We start from the raw sequence: 21,288 nt of genomic DNA, 5'->3' as shown, positions 1-21,288 counted from the left end.
GTCAGATCACGCCGAGCTCTTGCTCGGTCCGCTCGAGCCAACTCCGGTACCAGTGGGCGAAGTCATGCCCGGTGGGGGCGATCCCTCGGTCCATTGGTCTCAGGTCGTCCCAAATGGCACCCCGGTGCGGACCCGTCATCACCAACAGCGACGCATAGCCGCATCCCTGCTCGCTGAGGAACACCGCGCCCGCCTCCTGAGCGTCATACAGCTCCTCGTAGCGGGCGTCCCAGGCCTCGTAGGCGCGACGGAACTCGCCATCGGCCGCGAAGGCGTCCTTCTCGGGTTCCTGCGCCTCCATCTCGTCGAGCTCCCGCTGCAGCGCCTCGGCCACGAAGGGCCGTCCGGCGAACTCGGCGGTGGTCGTCCGCCCGGGGCAATCCCCGATGCCGAGCCACTTCCACCCACCGTTGCCGAAGACCGGTGTCGTCAGACCGTAGTAGGGGCCCGCTCCCCCGCCTCCAACACGGAGCAGAAAGCTCCGGTACTGCACGGGCAGGCCAACGCCCAGATCCGCCTCCAGCGCCACGAGCTGTTCCTCACCCATGACCGGGCCGAGGCGAAAACCGTGCCGGTTCGCCCCGAAGACCTCGTCCGCCCCGGGCTGTTCGGCGAGCCGGAGCACCCGCTCCCGCACTCCCGCCCACGTGTCCTCACCCATGGACCCACGCTACTGAGACGCGCACCGCACCGGTACGGGATGTGCGTGCATGGGGGTGGCAGCGGCCAGCAGGACGGCGAACACGACTGGGGCGACGGCCTGGTACCCGATCCACACTTCACCCCCGACGCCGCTGCCCCGCCACGCCATCAGAAGGCCGACAAGGGCCGCCAGTGCCCAGCCGATGTCGTAAGCGACCATGAGCCGCACGTAGGTGCGCATCGATCGGCTGCGCACATATCCGATCTCGATCCCGCCGCCGGCCAGCAGGGCCGCGCCAGAGGCGACCATCAGCCAGGCGGGCACGCCGAGCAGACGGCCGAGCGGGGCAGCCCCGGCGATGTAGACAACGGCGAGCAGCACCTTGAAGACGCCATCGGCGATGGCCCCCACCGTCCGGCGTGTCACTAACGGCGCCTCGACCCGGTTCATGAGCGTTCCTCCCTGAAGCCCTCACTGGTTTCATAATGAGATTACGGCAATAATCGATCTATGAGAATGACGAGAGCAGAGGCCAAGGAGCGCAACCGCAAGGCCTTGCTGGATGCCGCGTTCCAGGTCGTCTCCCGAGACGGGCATCGGGCCAAGCTCGAGGAGATCGCCGAACGGGCCGGCCTGACCACCGGTGCCGTCTACTCACTGTTCGGAAGCAAGAACGGCCTGGTGATCGCCATGGTCGCCGACTACCTGCAGCCGCACTACGGAGAGATCGAGCAGGCGGTCCCCTCCGGGTTGGACCTGCTCGAAGCGGTCGATGCCTTCGCCCGCCACTACCGGCGCAGTTGTGACGCCCCCGACGCGCTGTCGCGCCTGTCGCTCCAGATCACCTTGCTGGACATGGCCCTGCACGACCCGGACCTGGGGTCCCAGCTCGCCACGTCCATCCGGTCGCAGGAGGAACACCTGGTCGCGCTGTTCACGGGAAGGTCCCACAACGGGAACGTCGTGACGGCGCATCAGGCCCAACGCCTTGCCGTCGCACTGAGGGCGCTCTTCGTCGGCCTCAGCCAGGGCGTCACCCTCGGCCTCGCACAAGGGGCCGACGAGCAGTACTTCGCCGCCGCTGCCTGCGCTTTGGCATCCGGCGTGTCCCTCATCGACCACTACGAGGGCGCTTCGTGACGGCCACCGCAGAAGAGCGTCGCTGACGGCCGGCAGCCACCATCACCCTCACCAGACCGGTCCCCCGGGACGGTGGCTCAGGCGAAGTCCGCCGGGTCCGGGATGCGCAGGAAGCGTGCCGCCCGGTCGGCTTCGGCGTCGTACACCTGGAAGTCGATGCGCTGACCGTCCGGAGCCGAGTACTCCAGCACCCGCATGCCCGGCCGCCAGCTCTCCCGAACGACCGCCCGGCCCCCGACGGGCAGCGCCACCGCCCTGCGCAGCGGGGCCTTGAAGACCGCGCCCGTGCCGTCCGCGTCGGGGGCCAGCTTCCCGTACCCGAAGAACCGCCGCCTCACACCCTGCCGCCATCGCGCCTGGCAGGGGACGGCCACTAGGTCACCGCCGGAGGCGAACTCCGTCCGCGCCCTCGCACGACGCGCCACCGTCCTGCGCATCAGCATCCCCACCCCGCTGGCAGCCAGCCCGATCAGCACGAACGCCACCAGCTCGACGAGCAACTCCATCTCCACCACCTCTCCTGCGGCCACATCCGCGGGAGAGTCACCCTACGAGGGGTCCGGGCGCACGTCAGGCGCTCCGGTGAACCACCCGGGACGGGGACGGGGTGGGGTGTTGTCCGGGACGTAAAACGTGATGTGTGGCGCGGCACCCGGCCCCACCAACGAAGCCACGCCCAGGCGCCATAAATCATGAGTCCCGGACGACACCCCGCCCCGGCACCGGCCCCGTACACGAAGCCCCCCGCCAGGGGCCAGGCCCGGCGCAGCCGAACTCGCACGCCGAGCCCCGCCGAGCCCCCGGCACGGGACCCGCACGGGCCCCGCACGACCCCCCGTCACCCGGCCCGGTGCACCACCTCTCCCGCCACCACCACCGTCTCCGCCACCGTGCCCAGGATCTGCTCCGCCGGGACCGCGAGGATGTCCCGGGACAACACCACGAAGTCCGCCGCCTTGCCCACCGTCAGTGAACCCCGCTCCGCCTCCAGGAAGTTGGCGTAGGCCGAGCCCATCGTGTAGCCGTACACGGCGGTGCGGACGTCCACCGTCTCCTCCGGCTGCCACGCCGGCCCCCCGCCGAGGGACTGCCGTGTCACGGCCGTGTAGATGCCGACCATCGGGTCCATCTCCGCCACGTTCCAGTCGCTGGAGAACGCCAGCACCGCCCCCGCCCCGTGCAGGCTCCGCATCGGCCAGGCCTTGTGCCAGCGGTCCTCCCCCACGTTCTCCGCCCAGTCCTGGCCCGGCCCCGCGATCTCCGGCGCGCAGTGCCTCGGCTGCATGCAGGCGACCACGCCCAGCTCCCGGAAGCGCGGTACGTCCGCCGGGTCCAGGCACTCCACGTGCACCACCTGGTGGCGGGCGTCGCGCGGCCCGTTGACCGCACGGGCGTGCTCCACCGCGTCCAGGACGGTCCGGATGCCCCGGTCGCCCGTGGCGTGCACGAAGCACTGGAAGCCCCGCGCGTCCAGCTTCGCCAGCAACTCCGCGAACTCCTCGGCCGGGTAGAAGGTCTCGCCCCGGTGCGCCCCGCAGCCCGTGTACGGCTCCAGCAGCGCGGCCGTGCGCGGCTCCACCACGTCGTCGATGTACAGCTTGAGCGGGCCGACCCGCAGCCGATCCCCGGAGAACCGGCGAGCGGCCGCCGAGAAGTCATCGAGGTCCGCATCCGCCGTCCCCCGGGGGTGGAACAGCGCGGCGACGATCCGCGAGCGCAGCCGCCCCTCCGCCCGGGCCCGCTCGTACAGTTCCAGGTCGTCGAGGGAGTTCTGCGGCTCCACCACCGTGGTGATGCCGAAGCCGATCGCGTCGTCGAGGCTCTTGGCGAGCCGTCCGTACTGCCGGTCCGGCGAGGCCCACGGCACGCCCAGCTCGCGCAGCGCCCGGTGGCCGTCGCGCGAGAGGCCCTTGATGGCGAAGTCCTTGACGAAGCCGGTGGGTTCGCCGGTCTCCGGGTCCACCGCCGCCGTCCCGAAGGGCAGGTCCGTACGGTCCCGGGTGACGCCCAGCCTCCGCATCGCCGCCGTGTTCAGCCAGGCCGTGTGGACGTCGTACGAGAGCACGAGCGCCGGGGTGTCCCCGGTGACCGGGTCCAGGTCGGCGGCGGTCGGCATCCGGCCGTCCGGGATCGCGGAGTAGTCGAAGGCCTCGGCCTCGATCCACTCGGCGCCCGGGTTGGCCTCCCGCCAGGCCAGGATCCGCTCGTGGATGCCCTCCAGCGTGCGCACCCCGGCGAGCTGCACGCAGGCGCCGTCGGAGCCGAGCCGGACGTGGTTGTGGGCGTCGACGAAGCCGGGCAGCACCAGCTTGCCGCCCGCGTCGATCCGCTCGGTGTCCGGGCCGGCCCAGGCGGCGGCCCCGGAGTCCGGGCCGACCCAGACGATCACCCCGTCACGGACGGCGAGGGCCTCCGCCTCGGGGAGGTCCGGGTCCACGGTGTGGATCCGGGCTCCGGTGAGCAGCAGGTCGGCGGGGAGGGGGTGTGACATGGGTGGTGCTCCTGTGCGGCAGAGAGGCAGAGATTCAGAGAGGCAGAGGCAGAGGCAGAGGGAGGGAGGGGGTTCAGGCGGCGGGGGCAGGGACGGCGGCCGGGGCGGTCGCCGAGACCCGGCGCCGGGCCAGCGCCCAGTAGGTGAGCCCGGAGACCACCGAGCCGAGCACCGTGAGGTCGGCACCGCCGAGCGGGGCCACGAGCGGCCCGGTCCACAGCGCGGAGTCGCAGGTCAGGGCGGCGAAGACCATGCCCGCGAGGAGGGCGGCCATCCCGGCGGGGTGGTAGCCGGCGCGGTACCAGTAGGCGCCCGCGCTCCCGGCGTGCAGCGCGTCGGCGTCGTAGTGACAGCGGCGCAGCAGCATGTCGGCGAGGAAGACACCGGCCCAGGGCGCGAACACGATGATCAGGAGGGAGAGGAAGGAGAGCAGGGAGGTGGTGAAGTCGGTGAGGAAGAGCGCGGCGAGCGAGCCGACCGCGGTGACGGCGGCGCTGATGCCGAGGGCGCGGGCGCGGCTCCACGGGATGCCGAGGACCTGGAGGTTCAGGCTGGAGGAGTAGAGCGTGATGATCGAGTTGGTGACGGAGCCGCCGAGTACGAGGGCCAGGAACAGCGGCTGGAACCAGCCCGGGAGCAGGCCCTGCGCTCCGGCGACCGCGTCGGTCATGTCGGTCTGGGTCGCGGCGGCCACGCCCGCGACTCCGAGGGCGACGGAGGAGACGAAGCCGCCGAGGGCGCCGGACCACGTGATGGACTTCAGCGAGGTGGTCCGGGGCAGGTAGCGGGTGTAGTCGGCGGGCATCGGCAGGTACGAGAACGGCCCGGCGAGCATGATCACGAAGGCCAGGCTCCAGCCGGAGAGCCCGGGCGCCGCGGCCGGGGCGGAGGTGTCGGCGCCGGGCAGGACGAGGACGAGCAGCGCGCCGAAGCCGGCGGCCAGGACGTACGCGGCCCAGCGCTCGGCGAACTGGACGGTGGCGTGGCCCCACATCGTGACGGCGAAGGTCAGCGCAAGGGTGATCCCGAGGGCCAGGGCGCGGGCGGTCGTCCCGTTCGCCAGGCCGGTCTGGGCGAGGATCAGCTCCAGCGCCAGGGTGCCCACGACGGTGTTGACGATGGTGTAGCCGATGCTCACCACCCAGTTGAGCACCCCGGCGGGGAAGTTGCCCCGGACGCCGAAGGCGGCGCGGGAGATGACCAGGGTGGCGGTGCCGGTGCGGATGCCGCTGAGCCCGGCGGCGCTGACGGCGAAGAACGCCAGCCCGCTGATCACGACCACGGCGGTGGCCTGCCAGAAGGAGAGCCCGAAGGCCACGGCCAGGGCGCCGTTGATCACGTAGGTGAAGGTGAGGTTGGAGCCGAACCAGAGCCAGAAGAGGTCCTTGGCGCTGCCGTGCCGCTCCCCGTCCGGGATCGGGTCGATGCCGTGCGTTTCGACCTTGAAGACCTCGTCGCTCATCCGCGTACACCCCTGACTGATCTTGAACGGCGTTCTAAGTTCTTGAATGGCATTCAAGATGAGGGGTGCACCGCCCTGCCGTCAAGACCCTGCCCGGGATAAGGTCTGGCCAGGGAAGACGGAGGGCGGGAGCGGTGGCAGGAACGGCACGGCGGCGTGACGGGCAGATCGCCCAGGAGCGAATGCTCGAAGAGGCCATGGCAGCCATCGCCGAGGACGGGCTCGCCGCGCTGACCATGTCCAAGCTGGCCGAGCGGCTCGGCACCAGCGGCGGGCACATCCTGTACTACTTCGGCAGCAAGGACCGCCTGCTGCTGGAGGCGCTGCGCTGGAGCGAGGAATTGCTCACCGGGGAGCGCCGGGCCCTGCTCGGCCGCCGGGTGACCGCCTCCCGCAAGCTCGACCAGTATCTGGAGCTCTACCTCCCCGAAGGGCCGCGCGACCCGCGCTGGACCCTGTGGATCGAGCTGTGGGCCCGTACGGCCTCCAACGAGCCGCTGAAGGCCGCCCAGGAGGAGATCGACGACAGCTGGCAGCGGGACCTGGAGACGCTGCTGGCCAAGGGCGTGGACCAGGGCCGCTTCGCCCCCATGGACGTCCCCGCCCGGGCCTCGGAGCTCCTCGCCCTGCTGGACGGCCTGAGCACCCGGGTCGTCCTGGGCCAGCGCGGCGCGGACCGCCCCCGGGCCCTGGAACAGGCCCGCTCGGCGGCGGCGCTGCTGATTCCCGGCGCATGACGGAAAGCCCGCCCGGGCCTTGACGCCCCGGGCGGGCTCTTTCCTGTCCTAGGCGGACGCTCACGGGTGACGGCGAGGTCACTTCTTCTTGGCGCCGCCCTTCTTCGGCGGCGCGCCCTCGGTGTTGCCGTAGTACGCCTGCCGCATCAGCTGCTTCATGTCGTCGATCATCGGCATCCAGGGACGGCGGCGGCGGTGGCGACGGCGGCGACGCGCACGATGCGGGCGGCCTCGGCGGAGCGGTTCTGCGCGGAGGGGTGGAAGGCGAAGATGATCGGGTTGCGGGTCTTCAGGGCGATCAGCGCCTTGAAGATCGCGGTCGAGGTCGGGTTGGTGACGGGGTCATCGCGCAGACGACGCCGACGGGTTCGGCGATCTCGGTGATGCCGTTCAGTTTGTCGCGGCGGATGACGCCGGCGGTCTTCAGTCCGCACATCGAGTTGACGACGTGCTCGCAGGCGAAGAGGTTCTTGACGGCCTTGTCCTCGAAGAGGCCGCGGCCGGTCTCCTCGACGGCGAGCTTCGCGAGTTCACCGTGTGCGCTCAGGGCGGCCAGGGAAGCGTCTCTAATCAGCTAAGTGATCCTGTGTCAGACGTGGTGTCTGGTGTTGATCGGTTCCCATCGTGGTGGGGTGGCATGGGCGTGGAGGTGGAATCCTGCGCCGAGTGCTGCCCCTCGCGGCCGGTGTCGGCTGGTGGTGGGTGTGCTGATCGTCGTCACGCCTTGGTGTCGGTGGGCTGCGCGGGGCAGTCGGGTCCGGTCCGTGTTGGCGTGTCCCTCCGGACGCTTGCCTGCCGGGCCCGAGGGCCCGACAGGGGAGGGTGTCCGGCGTCGCCTGGGCGTCGGACGTGTTGTCTGGTGCCGGGTGGGTCCGGTTTTTGACCGGTCCGGCGGGCTGGTCTTCGGCGCGGTGGGTGTGATGACCGCGCCGGCTTCGAGTCGGTCGACGATGGTGCGGATGGCCATGGCGCCGGTGGTGCGGTCGGCCACGGTCTTGCTCTGGTGGGCCAGACCGCGGGAGGCGATGCGCTGCCACGCGCCGTGGTCACGATCGCCCTGCCACGAACAGCCGGGGTTGGGGCAGATGGCCCATTTCCAGCCGGGTGTGGTGGGCCGGTCGGGGGCTTTGCGGTGGCGTAGCGGGGTGAGGCAGTGTGGGCAGTGCTTGGACGTGTTCCGCGCGGGCACGGTGACAACGGCTATGCCGGTCTCGGCGGCCAGGTGCCGCATGCCGTCGACGATCTGTGCGCGCACCTGCTGGGAGAGGCGCGTGTTGAGGGTGCGGCCCATGCCACGGGCTTCCATCGAGCGGAGGTCCTCGACGTAGATGACGCTCGCCCCCGCGGCGATGGCCTGATCGACGGCCCAGCGGGCGGCGGCCCAGGCCAGTGCATCATTGAGGTTCGACCGGCGGGCGCAGACCCGGCCGATCTCCTCGCTCAGAACGCTGTGTCTGGCAGCCAGAGCATGCTGCTCGTCCCCGGCAGTCAGTCGCTGGTAGTGGTCGGACTTGGCATGCAGACGCTCGCCCTGTCGGCGCAGCCGGTGCTGCTTGGCCAGGACACCGGCCGCCCGGAACGCGCCACCGGCCCCGAGGGCGGTGATCCGCCCGTCACCGTGGAGCCGCGCCGCGCCCGCGCTGAGCAGGGTGTTCAGGCCCCAGTCCACCCCGAGCGCGACCCTGTGCCCGCTGCGGGCCGTTCTCGGCACGGCGTGGGTGTAGGCGAGATCGGCACGGACCCGGCCCTGATGCAGGCGCAGGGTGGGCAGGTGCAGCACCGCGTCCACAGGGATGGTCGGCGGCAGGCTGATGGGGCAGGACACCCACGTCCAGTCCCGGTACGAGCGCGGGTCGGGCCGGGTGGGGAGCTGCAGGCGCAGCAGCGCCCGGCCCGGTTCATCCGCCCGTTCGATGCTGGCCTGCTGCCCGTCACACGCCGACAGCAGCAGCATCCGCGCCACCGTGGGCGCGCTCTCCATCTCGAACACATCGACCGGCATCCGGTCGTGCTTCTTGACGAACGCGGTGATCTGCCGGGTGCGGGCGTTGATGGCGCTGGACGCCAGATGCTGCCCGCCCGGCACCGCCGCACGCACCGCATCCCACTCCTGGCCCGTGCGCTTGGCCGGGTCGGCCGGCCAGGACGCAAGCACTCCCGCCGTGAGGTCGCCGCGCCACTTGGCCGAGCGTAGCAAGCGCCCGGCCTGCTCCTGTGCCATCCGAACGATCCGGTCATTGACCCGAACGCCCGCGGGCGGCACGACGGTCCATCCCAGGCGGCGCAGCGCCATCCACGCGTTCGACGGCAGCTTCCGGCCGCCCGCATCCTCCCCGGATCCGAGCACAGCCACGTCCGGGGCGTTCCAGTGCGCGGCCAGCAACCCGGCGGTCATGCCGGATACCAGGGCGGCACACCAGCCGACACGTTCCGCGAGCACGGAGGCGGTCAGCAGTTCACCGGTCTTCTCGTCCACGCCCGTCCGCAGCAGGCCTCGGGCACAAGCGGTTCGGGTGGTCTCGCCCTCGGCGAGCGGCACCTTCCGACTCAACGTTCACCTCCCCCACGCCGGTGCTGTCATCCGATCAACGACATCCCACACGAAAGGTCACCCATTCGACCCACGAACCCGCATCCAGCACCCGCACCGGCCGAACAGCACGACGAGAAACCCACCACGATCACTATGGATGCCTAAGGAACCAAGTGAGCCTTCTTGACGATGTGGTCGACCTGTTCCTGGTTGAACGACTCGAAGCGGCCGAGCGCGCCCAGCGCACCGTGGACCAGCCCGTCCACCATCTCGTTGGCCTGCATGGCAGCAACTCCTTCATTTCGAACCCGGCCCGACCCGAAGGTCTGCGCGGCCCTGTTTTCCTGATGCCTCAATTCGACACCCAAAAGCGGAAGCGGAGCTGCCGAAAAAGCCCCTTTTCGGCAGGTCGAAGGGCTGTTCACGCCCGTTCGCGCCCCCCTCACCACCCCATTGACCTGGGCATATGCGGGAGGACTAAAGACCTCTGTGCGCTTGTGAAAACTTTCACAAGAATTTCGCGCGAAGTGCGCCCTACCGCACTCCTCCCCCAGCGAGCACAATCACCGTGACCAGTCGCGTCGACCGTGAGGGAGGGAGTGCGTGCGCAATCAGGTGCGCGCCACGGACGGACGGGCGCTCACCGTGGAGCGCTGGGGCGATCCGGACGGCAAACCGGTGTTCCTGCTCCACGGCATGCCCGGCAGCAGACTCGGACCGGCCCCCCGGGGCATGGTCCTCTACCAGCGCCGCATGCAGCTCATCGCCTACGACCGGCCCGGCTACGGCGGCTCCGACCGCCACCCGGGCCGCACCGTCGCCGACGTCGCCCAGGACGTGGCCGACATCGCCGACACCCTCGGCATCGACACCTTCGCCGTGGCCGGCCGCTCCGGCGGCGCCCCCGGCGCCCTGGCCTGCGCGGCCCTGCTCCCGGACCGGGTCACCCGGACGGCGGCCCTGGTCCCCCTCGCCCCCCGGGACGCGGAGGACCTCGACTGGTTCGCCGGCATGGCCGCCTCGAACGTGAAGGAGTACACCACCGCCACCGATGACCCCGACGAGCTCGCGGCCCGGCTCATCCCGCGCGCCGACGGCATCCGCAAGGACCCCGGACGGCTCCTGGACGAGCTGCGCCGGGAGCTGACCGCCAGCGACCGCATGATCGTCTCGGACGCCGGGCTGCGGTCGATGCTGCTGCGCAACTACAGTGAGGGCCTGCGCCGTTCGGCGTACGGCTGGATCGACGACGTCCTCGCCTTCAGCCGCCCCTGGGGCTTCGACCCGGCGGACATCCGCTGCCCCGTCCTGATCTGGCACGGGGAGCTCGACGTGTTCTCCCCCGTGGGGCACTCTCGCTGGCTGGCGAGCCGCATCCCCGGCGCCACCACCACCATCGACCCGTCCGCCGCGCACTTCGCGGCCTTTCGCGCGCTGCCGGACGTACTGACCTGGCTCCTGCGCGACCTGCCCGCTCCCCCGCTCAGCGAACAGCAGCCGGCCTAGGCCGCCACCCCGCAGGCCCGGACGGGGCCGGGTGTGCGGTGGGGCGTCCCCGCAGGACGTCGAACACAACCACCCTCGGCCCACCGACCCCCCGACACGTTCGACGCCCGAGGAGACGCCCCGGCGCGCGCCCGGACCCGGCCGGGCCGGCACCACACCGGCCAGGCGGCCTCAGCGGCCCGCCAGCAGCCCCAGCACCTCGCCGAGCCGCGCCCGCACCGCCGGGTCGGCGAGGGTCCCGTCGGGGCCGACCGGCTGCCCGGACACCGGGATCCGTACGCAGGCCTCCTCCACCACGGCCGCGCCCGTATAGCCCAGCACGGTGCGCAACGTGGCCTCCGCGCCGCCGCCCCGGCCGGGAGCCGCGGCGTTCACCCAGGCCACGGGCTTGTCACCGATCTCGGTGCCGCCGACCGTCCAGTCCAGCAGGTTCTTGAACGAGCCCGGCAGGGTGCCCGCGTACTCCGGCGTGCAGACCAGGAGCGCGGCCGCTCCGGCGATCGCCGCACGCAGTTCGGCGACGGGGGCCGGCAGGGGGTCGGTGTCGCGGTCGGGGTTGAAGTGCGGAAGCCCTCCGAGGCCTTCGTAGAACGCCGTGCGTACGCCATCGGGGGCGACGGCGTGCGCGGTGCGCAACACCGCCTCGTTGGAGGATCCGGCGCGCAGACTTCCGGACAGCAGCAGGATCATCGGCGTGGTGGTCATCCGGCCAACCTACCGACCGGCCCCGCCGCAGGTCAGGCCCGTCTCACGCCCACCCCGTGCCCGTCGCCCGCCCTCGCCCCGGCCGCCGGAAAGAGAAATGGATCTTGCCGTACGGCAAACGGACGAATGGCCGGTCTTGAGCCGACCTCCGGTATTGCTGCACGCTTTCTATAGAACGGTTGACCAGGCGTCATGTCTCGGTCGCTCATTGGAGTGTGGCCGAGTATTGTCCACGCTTGACAGCAGCGCGTCGCTGCTGCCATTCACATGCCCATTCAACATGGCTTCCCCAAGGACGGTGTCGTGAACACTTCCGCAACCCCCCCGACCAGCACGGTCAAGGCCGACCGGGTCCCCCTCGACCGGATCGACGTCCGCAGCGCGTCCGCGGCCGCCGCACTCGGCCGCGTGCTGAAGACGGAATCCGGCCGCTCCGTCCAGGCCCCCATCTTCAACTCCGCTCTCTGACAGCGGAGTAAGCGCTCTAGACTGGTGGAATGACCGGCCTGATCGCATTTCGCGAGATCGTCCTGAAAGTTCACAGCAGATGCGATCTTGCTTGTGATCATTGCTACGTCTACGAACACGCAGATCAGAGCTGGCGAGCCCGGCCGAAAGTGATCTCCCCCGAGGTTATTTCACACACCGCGTCGCGGCTCGCCGAACATGCCCGTGACCATGCACTCCCCTCCGTCACGGTGATTCTCCATGGAGGGGAACCCCTGTTGGCGGGCACGGCCCGACTCCGCCTCGTGTGCGAGGAGTTCACCCGGGCACTCGCCGGGATCGCGGACCTCGACCTGCGGATCCACACCAACGGCCTCCAGCTGAGCCCCCGTTACCTCGACCTCTTCGACGAGTACGACGTACGGGTCGGCATCTCCCTCGACGGGGACCGCGCCGCCAACGACCGCCACCGCCGCTTCTCGGACGGCCGTACGAGCCACCCGCTGGTGCTGGCCGCCGTCGCGCTGCTCCGCTCCGCGCCCTACCGCCACCTCTACCAGGGTCTGCTGTGCACCGTGGACGTGGCCAACGATCCCGTCGCCGTCCTGGACGCGCTCGTCGAACTGGAGCCGCCGCGCGTCGACTTCCTCCTCCCCCACGCCACCTGGGAGGCCCCTCCGGTCCGCCCCGAGGGCGCGTCGGACGCGTACGCCCGCTGGCTCCTGCGGATCTTCGACCACTGGGAGCGGCGCGGACGCCCGGTCCCCGTACGGCTCTTCGAGTCCCTGCTGTCCACCCTGCGCGGCGGACCCAGCCTGACCGAGTCCCTCGGGCTCGCTCCCACCGACCTCGTCGTCGTCGAGACCGACGGAACCCTGGAGCAGGTGGACTCCCTCAAGAGCGCATTCGAGGGTGCCGCCGCCACCGGGTTCAACGTCTTCGACCACGCATTTGACCAGGTCGCGGCCCATCCCGGGGTCCGCGCCCGGCAGCTGGGCCTGGCGGGCGTCAGCGATGCGTGCCGCCGGTGCCCCGTCGTACGTTCGTGCGGCGGCGGGCTCTACACGCACCGCTACCGGGACGCGAACGGCTTCGACAACCCCTCCGTGTACTGCACCGATCTGCGCGAGCTCGTGGACGGGGTCGAGGGCCGCACCGCCGCCCGCGAGACCGCCCCCCAGCTGACCGATCCCGCCCGGCTGGCCCGTTCCCAGGAGGAGCTGACCCGGGTCCTGCTGGCCCGCCTGCACACCGACCTCGCCGCCGGGCCCGGGTGGGCGCGGGCCTGGGAGCTGCTCGGCGCGGTGGAGCGGTCCGGGGAGGCGGGCGCGCGGGCGCTGGACGCCGTACTGGACCACCCGTTCACCCGGACCTGGGTGCTGGCCGCCCTGGACCGCGGGGCCACCGGGGACGGGCCGGACGCCCCGGAGGCGGCGCGCAGGCTGACCGCGCTCGCGGCGGCGGCCGTGCTGCGGGGCGGGCTGGACCTGCCGGCCGAGGTGGCCTTCCGGGACGGCGAGGTGTACCTGCCGACGCTGGGACTGCTGCGGCTCGGGGAGCCCGGCACCGAGGGCCGGGCCGTGCTGCGCGTCACGGACGAGGGGTACGCCGCACGCGACGGCCGCACCGAGCACCGCTTCGGCCCGGCGGCGGGGGACGCCCGCTGGCAGCCCGTACGGACCTGGTCGCCCGGGCCGGACGCGGCCCCGGTGGCCCTGGAGGACCTCGACCCGTACCGCAACTGCTTCGCCCGCCCGCCCAGGCTGCGGCTCGGCGCCGGGGAGGCCGAGGAGTGGCGGGGCCGCCTCGACGCGGCGTGGGCGCTGCTGTGTTCCGCCGTGCCGGAGTCCGCCCTGGCGGCGGCCGGCGGGCTGACCACGCTGACCCCGCTCGCGGGCGGCCCGCGGGCCGGCGACTGGGGCGAGGCGGGCCGGCACGGGCCGGGGGCGCTCGGGGTGCCGTACGCGGCGGGTGTCGCGGAGACCGCGCTGGCGCTGCTGACCGGGCGGCGCCGGGCCCGGCTGCGGGCGCTGACCGAGGTGACCGACCTGTACGCGCTGGACGGACAGTGGCAGCACCCCTCCCCGTGGCGCTCCCGCCCGGTCCCGGTGTCCCGGCTGCTGGCGGACGTACACGAGCGGGTGGCGGTGGAGGCCTACCGGCGGGCCACGCAGGCCCCCGAACCGGGCGGCTCGGACCGCATCCACCAGGCCCTGGACCGCCTCGCGGGGGCGGCAGAGCTGACCACCACCGGCAAGCGCCTGGTCGAGGAACTCCGCTGGGAGCTCAAGGCGGTCGACGCGTGACGGCCGCCGGCCAGGACGCCCCTGCTCCCGCAGGCGCGCCGCGAGGCGTACTGGCCCTCGCGGTGCACCTGCGGCTGCTCGGGGTGCGGCCGGGGATGCGGCTGCTGGTGCACGCCTCGCTCGGCGGCACCGGGGTGGGCCCGGAGCCACTGCGGGACGCCCTGCTGGGCGTGCTCGGGCCGCGCGGGACCCTGATGGTCCCCGCGTTCACACCGGAGAACTCCACCACCTCCAGCGCCCACCTGGCGCGCACCTCCGGGATGACCGGGCCCGCGGTGCGGGCCTTCCGGGAGCGGATGCCCGCCTTCGACCCGGCGAGCACCCCCAGCCAGGGCATGGGCGCCCTCGCCGAGGCCGTCCGTACCGCACCCGGCGCAGCGCGCAGCGCCCATCCGCAGACCTCCTTCGCGGCCGTCGGCAAGGACGCGCAGCGGCTCTGTTCCGGTCACCGCCTGGAAAGCCACATGGGTGAGGAGTCCCCCCTGGGAAAGATGTGCTGGGAGGGAGCCCAGGTTCTCATGATCAATGTGGGATTTTCCGTCTGCTCCGCTTTCCATCTCGCGGAGTATCGAATTCCGAAGCCCCCCTTGCGCATGTACGAGTGTGTGGTGAAGGTGAACCTTCCAGGGGGCGGACAGGGGTACCCGCAAGACCGGCAGGGGTACCCGCAAGAGGGGGAGTGGGCCGCGTACGAGGACGTCGCGCTGGATGACAGCGATTTCGCCGAGATCGGCGGCGCCTTCCCGGATTCCCGGGTGCGCAGGGGACGGGTGGGAGGGGCCTCGGCCATGCTCTTCTCCCTTCCGGATGCCGTTGATCACGCGCTCGAGTGGATGACCGAAAACCGACGCTGATTGACTGAACGATGAGGGGATGCGGCGAAGCAGCTCCGGAATGATGTTTCTTCGCTCGCAATCTTCGGGACGGGGGTCGTGTGCCCGCAAAAAAAGGGGAGCCGTACTTTTTTCTCAGCTACGCGCATACACCGAGGTTCGGGGCGGGGGGACCCGACCCCGACATGTGGGTGGAGCGCCTCTTCCGCGATCTCTGCGGCCACGTCATGGCGATGACGGACCTGCCCGCCGGTTTCCCGGTCGGCTTCATGGACCGGGACATACGCAGCGGTGAGGGCTGGTCGGAACGGCTCGCCGAGGCGCTCGCGAACTGCCGCGTCTTCGTTCCCCTGTTCTCACCGCGGTACTTCAAGAGCCAGATGTGCGGGAAGGAGTGGTACGCCTTCGCCCACCGCGCCATCCAGCACGGGGCGGTCAGTCCGGGCGGCGAGCCGCCCGAGGCCATCGTGCCCGCCTTATGGGTGCCGGTGCCGCCGTCCCAACTGCCCGGGCCCGCCGAGCGGTTGCAGTACAACCACAACACCTTCGGCGAGCGCTACGTCATCGACGGGCTGTACGGGCTGATAAAGCTGCGCGGTTACGCCGAGCAGTACGAGAAGGCCGTGTACGAGCTCGCCCGGCGCATCGTCCACGTCGGCAAGAACGTCGACCTGGCCCCCGTCCGGCCGGTGGACTACCGGGTGGTCCCGAGCGCCTTCGGCACCGCGGGAAGCCCCGCCGGGAGCCCTTCCCGGACCCTCCACGTGACGGTGGCGGCCGCCTCCCGGCACGATCTGCCCGAGGGGCGCAGCCCCGAGTACTACGGGGAGAGCGCGCTGGAGTGGAACCCGTACCACCCGATCGCCCAGCGGCCCATCGCGTACGTCGCCGAGGACCTGGTCAAGAACCTCAACTACCAGACCACCGTGGCCTCCTTCGACGACGAGGCCGGGCACTTCGACAGCAAGCAGCCCCCGACCCGGCCGGAGATCCTGATCGTCGACCGGTGGGCGGTGGAGGACGAGCACCGGCGCCGGCGGCTGGCCGCCTTCGACCAGGAGCACCGGCCGTGGATCAACGTGGTCGTGCCGTGGAACCGCTACGACAGCCAGAGCCGCGCGAAGGAGGCCGAGTTGACCCGGCGGCTGGAGGAGACCCTGCCCGTCAAGATGAGACAGGGCCGGGCCGCCTGCCGGGCCGCCGCCAACGGCGTGGCCAGCATGGAGACCCTCGGCCAGATCCTCCCGCAGGTGGTCGAGGCGGCCGCCCAGCAGTTCCTGAGACACGCCCAGGTGTACCTGCCTGCCGGCAACACCCAGATCGAACGGCCGCGGCTGCTGGGGCCCATGGGAATGGGCGGGCCGCCCGCCCCACCGCGGGTTCCGTTCCCGACCGGGGCGCACACCACCGACGACGAAGACGGCGACACCGAGGGCAGCAGCAACGACACAGACCCGGGGGGACGCGGATGACAGCGAGTCGTGACAGCGAAGACACCCGTGACGGACGCATCGTCACCTTCTACTCGTACAAGGGCGGCACGGGCCGCACCATGGCGCTGGCCAACACCGCCTGGATCCTCGCGGCCAACGGCAAGCGGGTCCTCGCCGTGGACTGGGACCTGGAGGCCCCGGGCCTGCACCGCTTCTTCCACCCCTTCCTGGACCCCTCCACCCTGGGGGCCACCACCGGGGTCATCGATCTGATCAGCGAGTACGCGTGGGCCGCCACCAGTCCGGTGCAGCGCGCCGACGACTGGCACAAGGACTACGCGCGGATACAGCCGCACGCCGTGTCCCTCACCCCCGAGACCCTCGGCTGGGAGTTCCCGGACGGCGGCACCCTCGACTTCGTCTCGGCGGGCCGGCAGAACCGCGAGTACTCCGCGACCGTCTCGACCTTCGACTGGGACAACTTCTACGACCGGCTCGGCGGTGGCCTCTTCTTCGACGCCTTACGCGAGGACATGAAGAGGAACTACGACTACGTCCTGATCGACAGCCGGACCGGCCTGTCCGACATCGCGGACATCTGCACCGTCCACCTCCCGGACGTCCTGGTGGACTGCTTCACCCTCTCCGACCAGTCGATCGACGGCGCCGCCTCGGTGGCCCGCCAGATCGACGAGCGGTTCAACGACCGCGGCATCAAGATCTACCCGGTGCCGATGCGCATCGACGAGGGTGAGAAGGAGAAGGCGGACGCGGGCCGGGCGCTGGCCCGGATCAAGTTCGACCGCTTCCCCAACGGTCTCGTCGGCGACGAACTCACCTCCTACTGGGGCGCGGTGGAGATCCCCTACCGCCCGTACTACGCCTACGAGGAGACGCTGGCCACCTTCGGCGACGAGGCGGGCCTCACCAACTCCCTGCTCTCCGCCTTCGAACGGCTCACCACCGTGGTCACCGAGGGCGCCATCACCTCGATGCCGGTCATCGGCGAAGAGGTGCGCCTGCGCATCCGGGACGCCTTCACCCGGCGCCGCCCGGCGCTCCCCGCCGACCTGTTCCTGTCCTACGTGGCCGAGAACCGGATGTGGGCCGACTGGATCGAGTCGGTGCTCACCCGGGCCGGCTTCCGCGTCGTCCCCAGGGACGTGTCCGCCGAGCGGACGCCCGGATCGGACTCCGGGGACACCATCGGCGGGGCGGGCATAAGCGTGGACAACGCCGCCCGGACCGTGGTGCTGCTCTCCAGCGCGTACCTCAAGTCCGCCCGGGCCGTGGACGTGTGGGAGCGGGCCGCCGCCGAGGACCCGACCGGGGGCCGGCGCCATCTGGTGCCGCTGCGCGTGGGCGACGTACGCCTCGCCACGCCCTACATCGACCGCAATCCGGTCGACCTCTTCCGCCTGGACGAGGTGCACGCCACGACCGCCCTGCTGCGCGCGGTGGAGCGGCCGATGGCCCTGAACGACACCGTGGCCAGTGCCTCGCAGCCCGGCCCGCGTTTCCCGGGGACGGTCCCGAAGATCTGGAACGCACCGCCCCGCAACCCCGGTTTCACGGGCCGCTCCATGGTGCTGGAGCGGATGCGCGACCAGCTCGGCGGCGGCATCTCCGTGGTGCTGCCGCAGCCGCAGACCCTGTTCGGTCTCGGCGGCGTCGGCAAGACCCAGGTGGCGCTGGAATACGTCCACCGCTTCATGGCCGACTACGACCTGGTGTGGTGGATCTCCTCGGAGCAGACCGACGACGTGGTCGCGGCCCTCGCCGAGCTGGCCGTGCGCCTCGGCGCGCAGACCGGCGAGGACATGGCGGCAGCCTCGCAGGAGGCGATCGACCTGCTGCGGCGCGGGGTGCCGTCCTCGCGCTGGCTTCTGGTCTTCGACAACGCGGACGATCCCGAGACGCTGAAGCGGTTCTTCCCGCCGGGCGGGCCGGGCCACGTGCTGGTGACCTCGCGCAACCAGTCCTGGTCCCAGTACGGCGACGCGCTCCCGGTGGACGTGTTCCTGCGCGAGGAGTCCATCGAGCACCTCCAGCGCCGGGCTCCCGGGCTCAGCAAGGAGGACGCCGAGCAGGTGGCCATAGCGGTCGGCGACCTGCCGCTCGCCGTCGAGCAGGCGGGCGCCTGGATCGCGGAGACCGCGACCCCGGTGGCCGCGTACATCGAGCAGCTGGCCCAGCAGGCCGCGAGCGTCCTGGCCCTGAACCAGCCGCCGGGATATCCGGAGCCGGTGGCCGCCACCTGGAACATCTCCATCGAGCGGCTCCAGTCCCGCTCCCCCGCCGCGGTGCGGCTGCTCCAGCTCTGCGCCTTCCTGGCGCCGGAGCCGATCTCCGCGAACCTGCTCTACAGCAAGGAGATGATCGACGCGCTCAAGCCGTACGACTCCTCGCTGCAGGAGAAGCTGGTGCTGGGCCGGGTGATCCGGGAGATCGGCCGGTTCGCGCTGGCCAAGGTCGACCAGGTCAGCAACAGCATCCAGGTGCACCGCCTGGTCCAGGCGGTGATCCGGTCCCAGATGACGGAGGAGGAGCAGCGGGAGGCCCGGCACTCCGTCCACCGGATCCTGGCCGGCGCCCGTCCGGACGACGACGAGCCGATCGACAACCCGGAGACCTGGCCGCGGTTCAACACGATCTGGTCGCACCTGACCCCGGCCGAGGCCCGGTTCTGCAAGGAGCCGGAAACCCGCAGGCTGCTGATCGACCGGGTCCGCTACCTGTGGAAGCGCGGTGACTTCAAGGCGGCGTACGCGCTCGGCGAGGAGCTGCGGGAGTCCTGGAAGGAGATGCTGGGCAACGACGACCTCCAGTACCTGTACCTGCGCTTCCACCTGTCGAACATCCTGCGCTCGCAGGGGCGGTTCGTGGAGGCGAAGGAGCTGGACGAGGTCACGCTGGAGCGGCAGAAGGCCGTGCTCGGCCACTCGCACCCGCACACGTACATGACCATGAGCGGTCTCGCCAACACCCTGGGCGCGCTGGGCCAGTACGGCGAGGCGATGGAGCTGGCGACCGAGGCGCACGAGGGCTTCAGCCAGATCTTCCACGAGGCGCACCCGCGCACCCTGGCCGCCGCGAACAACCTGGCGCTGAACCTGCGGCTGGTCGGGCAATACACCAGAGCCCGCGAGATCGACCAGGAGGTGCACGACCTGCGCACGGAGGTGCTGGGGCCGGAGCACCCGTACACCCTGTCCTCCGCGCAGAACCTCGCCCGCGACCTGCGCGAGGTGGGCCGGTACGAGGACTCGGTGCAGCTGCTCAGCCGGACGTACGAGAGCTACAAGCGCACCCTGGGCCGGGCCTTCCCGGGCACCCTGGCGGCGGCGAAGAACCTGGCGGTGTCACTGCGCCGGGCCGGGCAGCTGGAGGACGCGCTCCTGCTGACCACGGCCACCCGGGCCCGCTACCGGGCCAAGTACACCTCGGTCAACCCGGACCTGCTGTCCTGCGAGCTGAACCTGGCCTCGGACCTGTTCGCGACCGGGGACCCGGGCGGGGCGCGGGACCTGGCGCAGGAGGTGGTGGACGAGTACATGAAGGTGCCGGGCGAGCGGCACCCGTACACCCTGGCGGCCGTGAACAACCTGGCGGTCTTCCACTGGGGCACGGGCGCGGCGGAGACGGCGGAGAAGATGCTGCGGCAGACGATCCGGCTGATGCGGGACGTGCTCGGCGACAACCACCCGCACACGGTCTTCGCCCACCTCAACCTGGCCAACGCCCGGGCCGACCTGGGCGATCCGGAGGGGGCCCTGGAGCTGGAGCGGCTCGCGGTGATGCGGCTGCGCGAGGCGCTCGGGGCGCACCATCCCGAGACCCTGGCGAGCGCCTCCAACATGGCGGTCAGCCTGGACTCGATGGGCCGCAAGGAGGAGGCGGCCCGCGTGCGGGCGGAGGCGGTCGCCGAGCTGGCACGGCTGCTCGGGGAGGACCACGGTCTGACCCGGTACGCCCGTGACGAGCGGCGGGTCCACCGCGACCTGGAGCCGCTCGCCGTGTGATCCGAAGGAGGGCGGCGGGGGCTCCACGGGCCCCCGCCGCCCGCCACCCGACAGCAGGGGGGGGCGCTGTGCCCGACAGCATGACCTTTCGAAACGGGGACCTGCCGGCCCTCTTCCACCACACCGACCAGGCGGCGATCTCCCGGCAGCGGGAGTCCACCCAGGCGACGCGCACCCAGCTGCTGCTGCTCGTCACGGCCGCGGCGGCCGCCGCCCTGCCGACCGGCCCCAAGGTGGGCTCGCTGTACGTGTTCGGGCTGCTGAGCGTGCTCGCGTACGCCGGGGTGCTGGGCGTGGGCATGCGGGCGACCGGGCGCCGGGCGCGCCCGCAGTGGCAGCTCAACCGGAGCGCCGCCGAGTTCATCAAATCCCTGGCCTGGCGGTACGCCGTGCACGGGGCGCCGTTCGGCTCTGAGGTCGCGGGGGCGGAGGGCGCGTACCGGACGCGGCTGGAGGCGGGGCTGGCCGAGCTGAAGAAGATGGGCTGGGAGGACCCGCGGGCCTCCGGGGCGGTGCCGGAGGGCGGGGAGATCACCGGGGCGATGTTCCGGCTGCGCGAGCAGGACTACCGGGTGCGGCGGGAGACGTACGTCCGGGACCGGCTGATCGAGCAGCGCAACTGGTACCAGCGCAAGACGAACGTGTCCCGGCGGGCGACCGTCCTGTGGTCGTGGACGATCGTGCTGCTGACCTGCCTGGCCCTGCTGTTCGCCCTGTTCGGGGCGTTCGGCTCGGGTCCGGGGCCGAAGTTGACGGCGCTGCTCAGCGCTGCGGCGGCGGCCGGCATCGCCTGGAACGAGGTGCGCCGCCACCATCCGCTGATCGAGGCGCACACGCTGATCGAGCAGGACCTGGCGGCGATGATGGTGGTGATGCAGACGACCATCACCGAGTCGCAGTGGCCTTCGGCGGTGTACGAGACCGAGCGGTACGTCTCCCCGCAGCACACGGACTGGCTGGCCCGGCACAGCAGTTGAGGTCCGGCACAGCAGTTGAGGCGGGGACCCTTCACGGCGGGGCGTGGCTCGCG

General features: G+C 71.5%; 17 protein-coding genes and 1 pseudogene. 9 read left to right on the top strand and 9 right to left on the bottom strand.

Annotated features, from left to right (window positions below):
* Nucleotide 1: 1 nt before the first annotated feature.
* Nucleotides 2-661 (bottom strand): SMI1/KNR4 family protein, encoded by a 660-nt coding sequence (locus tag OG625_RS30320; RefSeq protein WP_329387355.1) that lies wholly within the window; start codon nucleotides 659-661, stop codon nucleotides 2-4.
* A gap of 9 nt (nucleotides 662-670) precedes the next feature.
* A complete protein-coding gene (locus OG625_RS30315; protein WP_329387353.1) occupies nucleotides 671-1,093 on the bottom strand; it encodes a hypothetical protein in 423 nt (140 codons plus the stop codon).
* A 66-nt stretch (nucleotides 1,094-1,159) separates the two neighbouring features.
* Here OG625_RS30315 and OG625_RS30310 point away from each other — a divergent pair, with 66 nt between their 5' ends.
* On the top strand, nucleotides 1,160-1,783 hold the full coding sequence (locus tag OG625_RS30310) for a TetR/AcrR family transcriptional regulator (protein ID WP_329391105.1): 624 nt from the start codon (nucleotides 1,160-1,162) through the stop codon (nucleotides 1,781-1,783).
* A gap of 77 nt (nucleotides 1,784-1,860) precedes the next feature.
* Here the strand turns inward: OG625_RS30310 and OG625_RS30305 are convergent, their stop codons facing one another.
* From OG625_RS30305 to OG625_RS30295, 3 genes are all read right to left on the bottom strand, one after another.
* Nucleotides 1,861-2,295: a hypothetical protein gene (locus OG625_RS30305; RefSeq protein WP_329387351.1), complete on the bottom strand. Its 435-nt coding sequence runs from the start codon at nucleotides 2,293-2,295 to the stop codon at nucleotides 1,861-1,863.
* Between the two features lie 326 nt (nucleotides 2,296-2,621).
* Nucleotides 2,622-4,274, bottom strand: a complete 1,653-nt coding sequence (locus tag OG625_RS30300; RefSeq protein ID WP_329387349.1) for an amidohydrolase — start codon at nucleotides 4,272-4,274, stop codon at nucleotides 2,622-2,624.
* A gap of 73 nt (nucleotides 4,275-4,347) precedes the next feature.
* A complete protein-coding gene (locus OG625_RS30295) occupies nucleotides 4,348-5,736 on the bottom strand; it encodes a purine-cytosine permease family protein (protein ID WP_329387347.1) in 1,389 nt (462 codons plus the stop codon).
* Between the two features lie 134 nt (nucleotides 5,737-5,870).
* Between OG625_RS30295 and OG625_RS30290 the strand changes: the two genes are divergently transcribed.
* A complete protein-coding gene (locus OG625_RS30290; RefSeq protein ID WP_329387345.1) occupies nucleotides 5,871-6,473 on the top strand; it encodes a TetR/AcrR family transcriptional regulator in 603 nt (200 codons plus the stop codon).
* 188 nt (nucleotides 6,474-6,661) lie between these two features.
* Here OG625_RS30290 and OG625_RS30285 read toward each other — a convergent pair.
* The 3 genes and pseudogenes from OG625_RS30285 to OG625_RS30275 all read right to left on the bottom strand — a co-directional run.
* Nucleotides 6,662-7,035: pseudogene (locus OG625_RS30285) on the bottom strand (bifunctional acetaldehyde-CoA/alcohol dehydrogenase); the annotation flags it as partial.
* 27 nt (nucleotides 7,036-7,062) lie between these two features.
* Complete coding sequence (locus OG625_RS30280) at nucleotides 7,063-9,024, bottom strand: zinc ribbon domain-containing protein (protein WP_329387343.1); 1,962 nt, start codon at nucleotides 9,022-9,024, stop codon at nucleotides 7,063-7,065.
* Between the two features lie 143 nt (nucleotides 9,025-9,167).
* Complete coding sequence (locus OG625_RS30275; protein WP_329387341.1) at nucleotides 9,168-9,290, bottom strand: hypothetical protein; 123 nt, start codon at nucleotides 9,288-9,290, stop codon at nucleotides 9,168-9,170.
* 319 nt (nucleotides 9,291-9,609) lie between these two features.
* Here OG625_RS30275 and OG625_RS30270 point away from each other — a divergent pair, with 319 nt between their 5' ends.
* Nucleotides 9,610-10,512: an alpha/beta fold hydrolase gene (locus tag OG625_RS30270; RefSeq protein WP_329387339.1), complete on the top strand. Its 903-nt coding sequence runs from the start codon at nucleotides 9,610-9,612 to the stop codon at nucleotides 10,510-10,512.
* 171 nt (nucleotides 10,513-10,683) lie between these two features.
* Here the strand turns inward: OG625_RS30270 and OG625_RS30265 are convergent, their stop codons facing one another.
* Nucleotides 10,684-11,217, bottom strand: a complete 534-nt coding sequence (locus tag OG625_RS30265; protein WP_329387337.1) for an NADPH-dependent FMN reductase — start codon at nucleotides 11,215-11,217, stop codon at nucleotides 10,684-10,686.
* A 303-nt stretch (nucleotides 11,218-11,520) separates the two neighbouring features.
* Between OG625_RS30265 and fxsA the strand changes: the two genes are divergently transcribed.
* The 6 genes from fxsA to OG625_RS30235 all read left to right on the top strand — a co-directional run bounded on the left by fxsA (nucleotide 11,521) and on the right by OG625_RS30235 (nucleotide 21,235).
* Nucleotides 11,521-11,685 carry an FxSxx-COOH cyclophane-containing RiPP peptide gene (gene fxsA / locus OG625_RS30260; RefSeq protein WP_329387335.1) on the top strand — a complete coding sequence of 55 codons (165 nt, stop codon included), beginning with the start codon at nucleotides 11,521-11,523 and terminating at the stop codon, nucleotides 11,683-11,685.
* Between the two features lie 29 nt (nucleotides 11,686-11,714).
* Nucleotides 11,715-13,970 carry a radical SAM/SPASM protein FxsBH, inactivated beta-hydroxylase extension form gene (gene fxsBH, locus OG625_RS30255; RefSeq protein ID WP_329387333.1) on the top strand — a complete coding sequence of 752 codons (2,256 nt, stop codon included), beginning with the start codon at nucleotides 11,715-11,717 and terminating at the stop codon, nucleotides 13,968-13,970.
* Nucleotides 13,967-14,824 carry an aminoglycoside N(3)-acetyltransferase gene (locus OG625_RS30250; protein WP_329387331.1) on the top strand — a complete coding sequence of 286 codons (858 nt, stop codon included), beginning with the start codon at nucleotides 13,967-13,969 and terminating at the stop codon, nucleotides 14,822-14,824. Before fxsBH ends, OG625_RS30250 begins: the two co-directional genes overlap by 4 nt.
* Before the next feature lie 80 nt (nucleotides 14,825-14,904).
* Nucleotides 14,905-16,275 carry a TIR-like protein FxsC gene (locus OG625_RS30245; RefSeq protein ID WP_329387329.1) on the top strand — a complete coding sequence of 457 codons (1,371 nt, stop codon included), beginning with the start codon at nucleotides 14,905-14,907 and terminating at the stop codon, nucleotides 16,273-16,275.
* Entirely contained in the window at nucleotides 16,272-20,258 is a 3,987-nt protein-coding gene (gene fxsT, locus OG625_RS30240; RefSeq protein ID WP_329387326.1) for an FxSxx-COOH system tetratricopeptide repeat protein, read from the top strand. The genes OG625_RS30245 and fxsT overlap by 4 nt, the downstream gene beginning before the upstream one ends.
* An 80-nt stretch (nucleotides 20,259-20,338) precedes the next feature.
* Nucleotides 20,339-21,235 carry a DUF4231 domain-containing protein gene (locus OG625_RS30235; protein ID WP_329387324.1) on the top strand — a complete coding sequence of 299 codons (897 nt, stop codon included), beginning with the start codon at nucleotides 20,339-20,341 and terminating at the stop codon, nucleotides 21,233-21,235.
* Nucleotides 21,236-21,288: the final 53 nt, after the last annotated feature.

It is taken from the genome of Streptomyces sp. NBC_01351 (assembly GCF_036237315.1).
Taxonomy (GTDB): domain Bacteria; phylum Actinomycetota; class Actinomycetes; order Streptomycetales; family Streptomycetaceae; genus Streptomyces.
Note: the sequence above shows the minus strand (reverse complement) of the source record. Positions and strands in the feature narration are given on the sequence as shown.

Excerpts from the sequence above, each read along its gene's own strand:
- OG625_RS30320 (WP_329387355.1), bottom strand. The coding sequence starts at position 661 with ATGGGTGAGGACACGTGGGCGGGAGTGCGGGAGCGGGTGCTCCGGCTC.
- OG625_RS30315 (WP_329387353.1), bottom strand. The coding sequence starts at position 1,093 with ATGAACCGGGTCGAGGCGCCGTTAGTGACACGCCGGACGGTGGGGGCC.
- OG625_RS30310 (WP_329391105.1), top strand. The coding sequence starts at position 1,160 with ATGACGAGAGCAGAGGCCAAGGAGCGCAACCGCAAGGCCTTGCTGGAT.
- OG625_RS30300 (WP_329387349.1), bottom strand. The coding sequence starts at position 4,274 with ATGTCACACCCCCTCCCCGCCGACCTGCTGCTCACCGGAGCCCGGATC.
- OG625_RS30295 (WP_329387347.1), bottom strand. The coding sequence starts at position 5,736 with ATGAGCGACGAGGTCTTCAAGGTCGAAACGCACGGCATCGACCCGATC.
- OG625_RS30275 (WP_329387341.1), bottom strand. The coding sequence starts at position 9,290 with ATGCAGGCCAACGAGATGGTGGACGGGCTGGTCCACGGTGCGCTGGGC.
- OG625_RS30265 (WP_329387337.1), bottom strand. The coding sequence starts at position 11,217 with ATGACCACCACGCCGATGATCCTGCTGCTGTCCGGAAGTCTGCGCGCC.
- fxsBH (WP_329387333.1), top strand. The coding sequence starts at position 11,715 with ATGACCGGCCTGATCGCATTTCGCGAGATCGTCCTGAAAGTTCACAGC.
- fxsT (WP_329387326.1), top strand. The coding sequence starts at position 16,272 with ATGACAGCGAGTCGTGACAGCGAAGACACCCGTGACGGACGCATCGTC.
- OG625_RS30235 (WP_329387324.1), top strand. The coding sequence starts at position 20,339 with ATGACCTTTCGAAACGGGGACCTGCCGGCCCTCTTCCACCACACCGAC.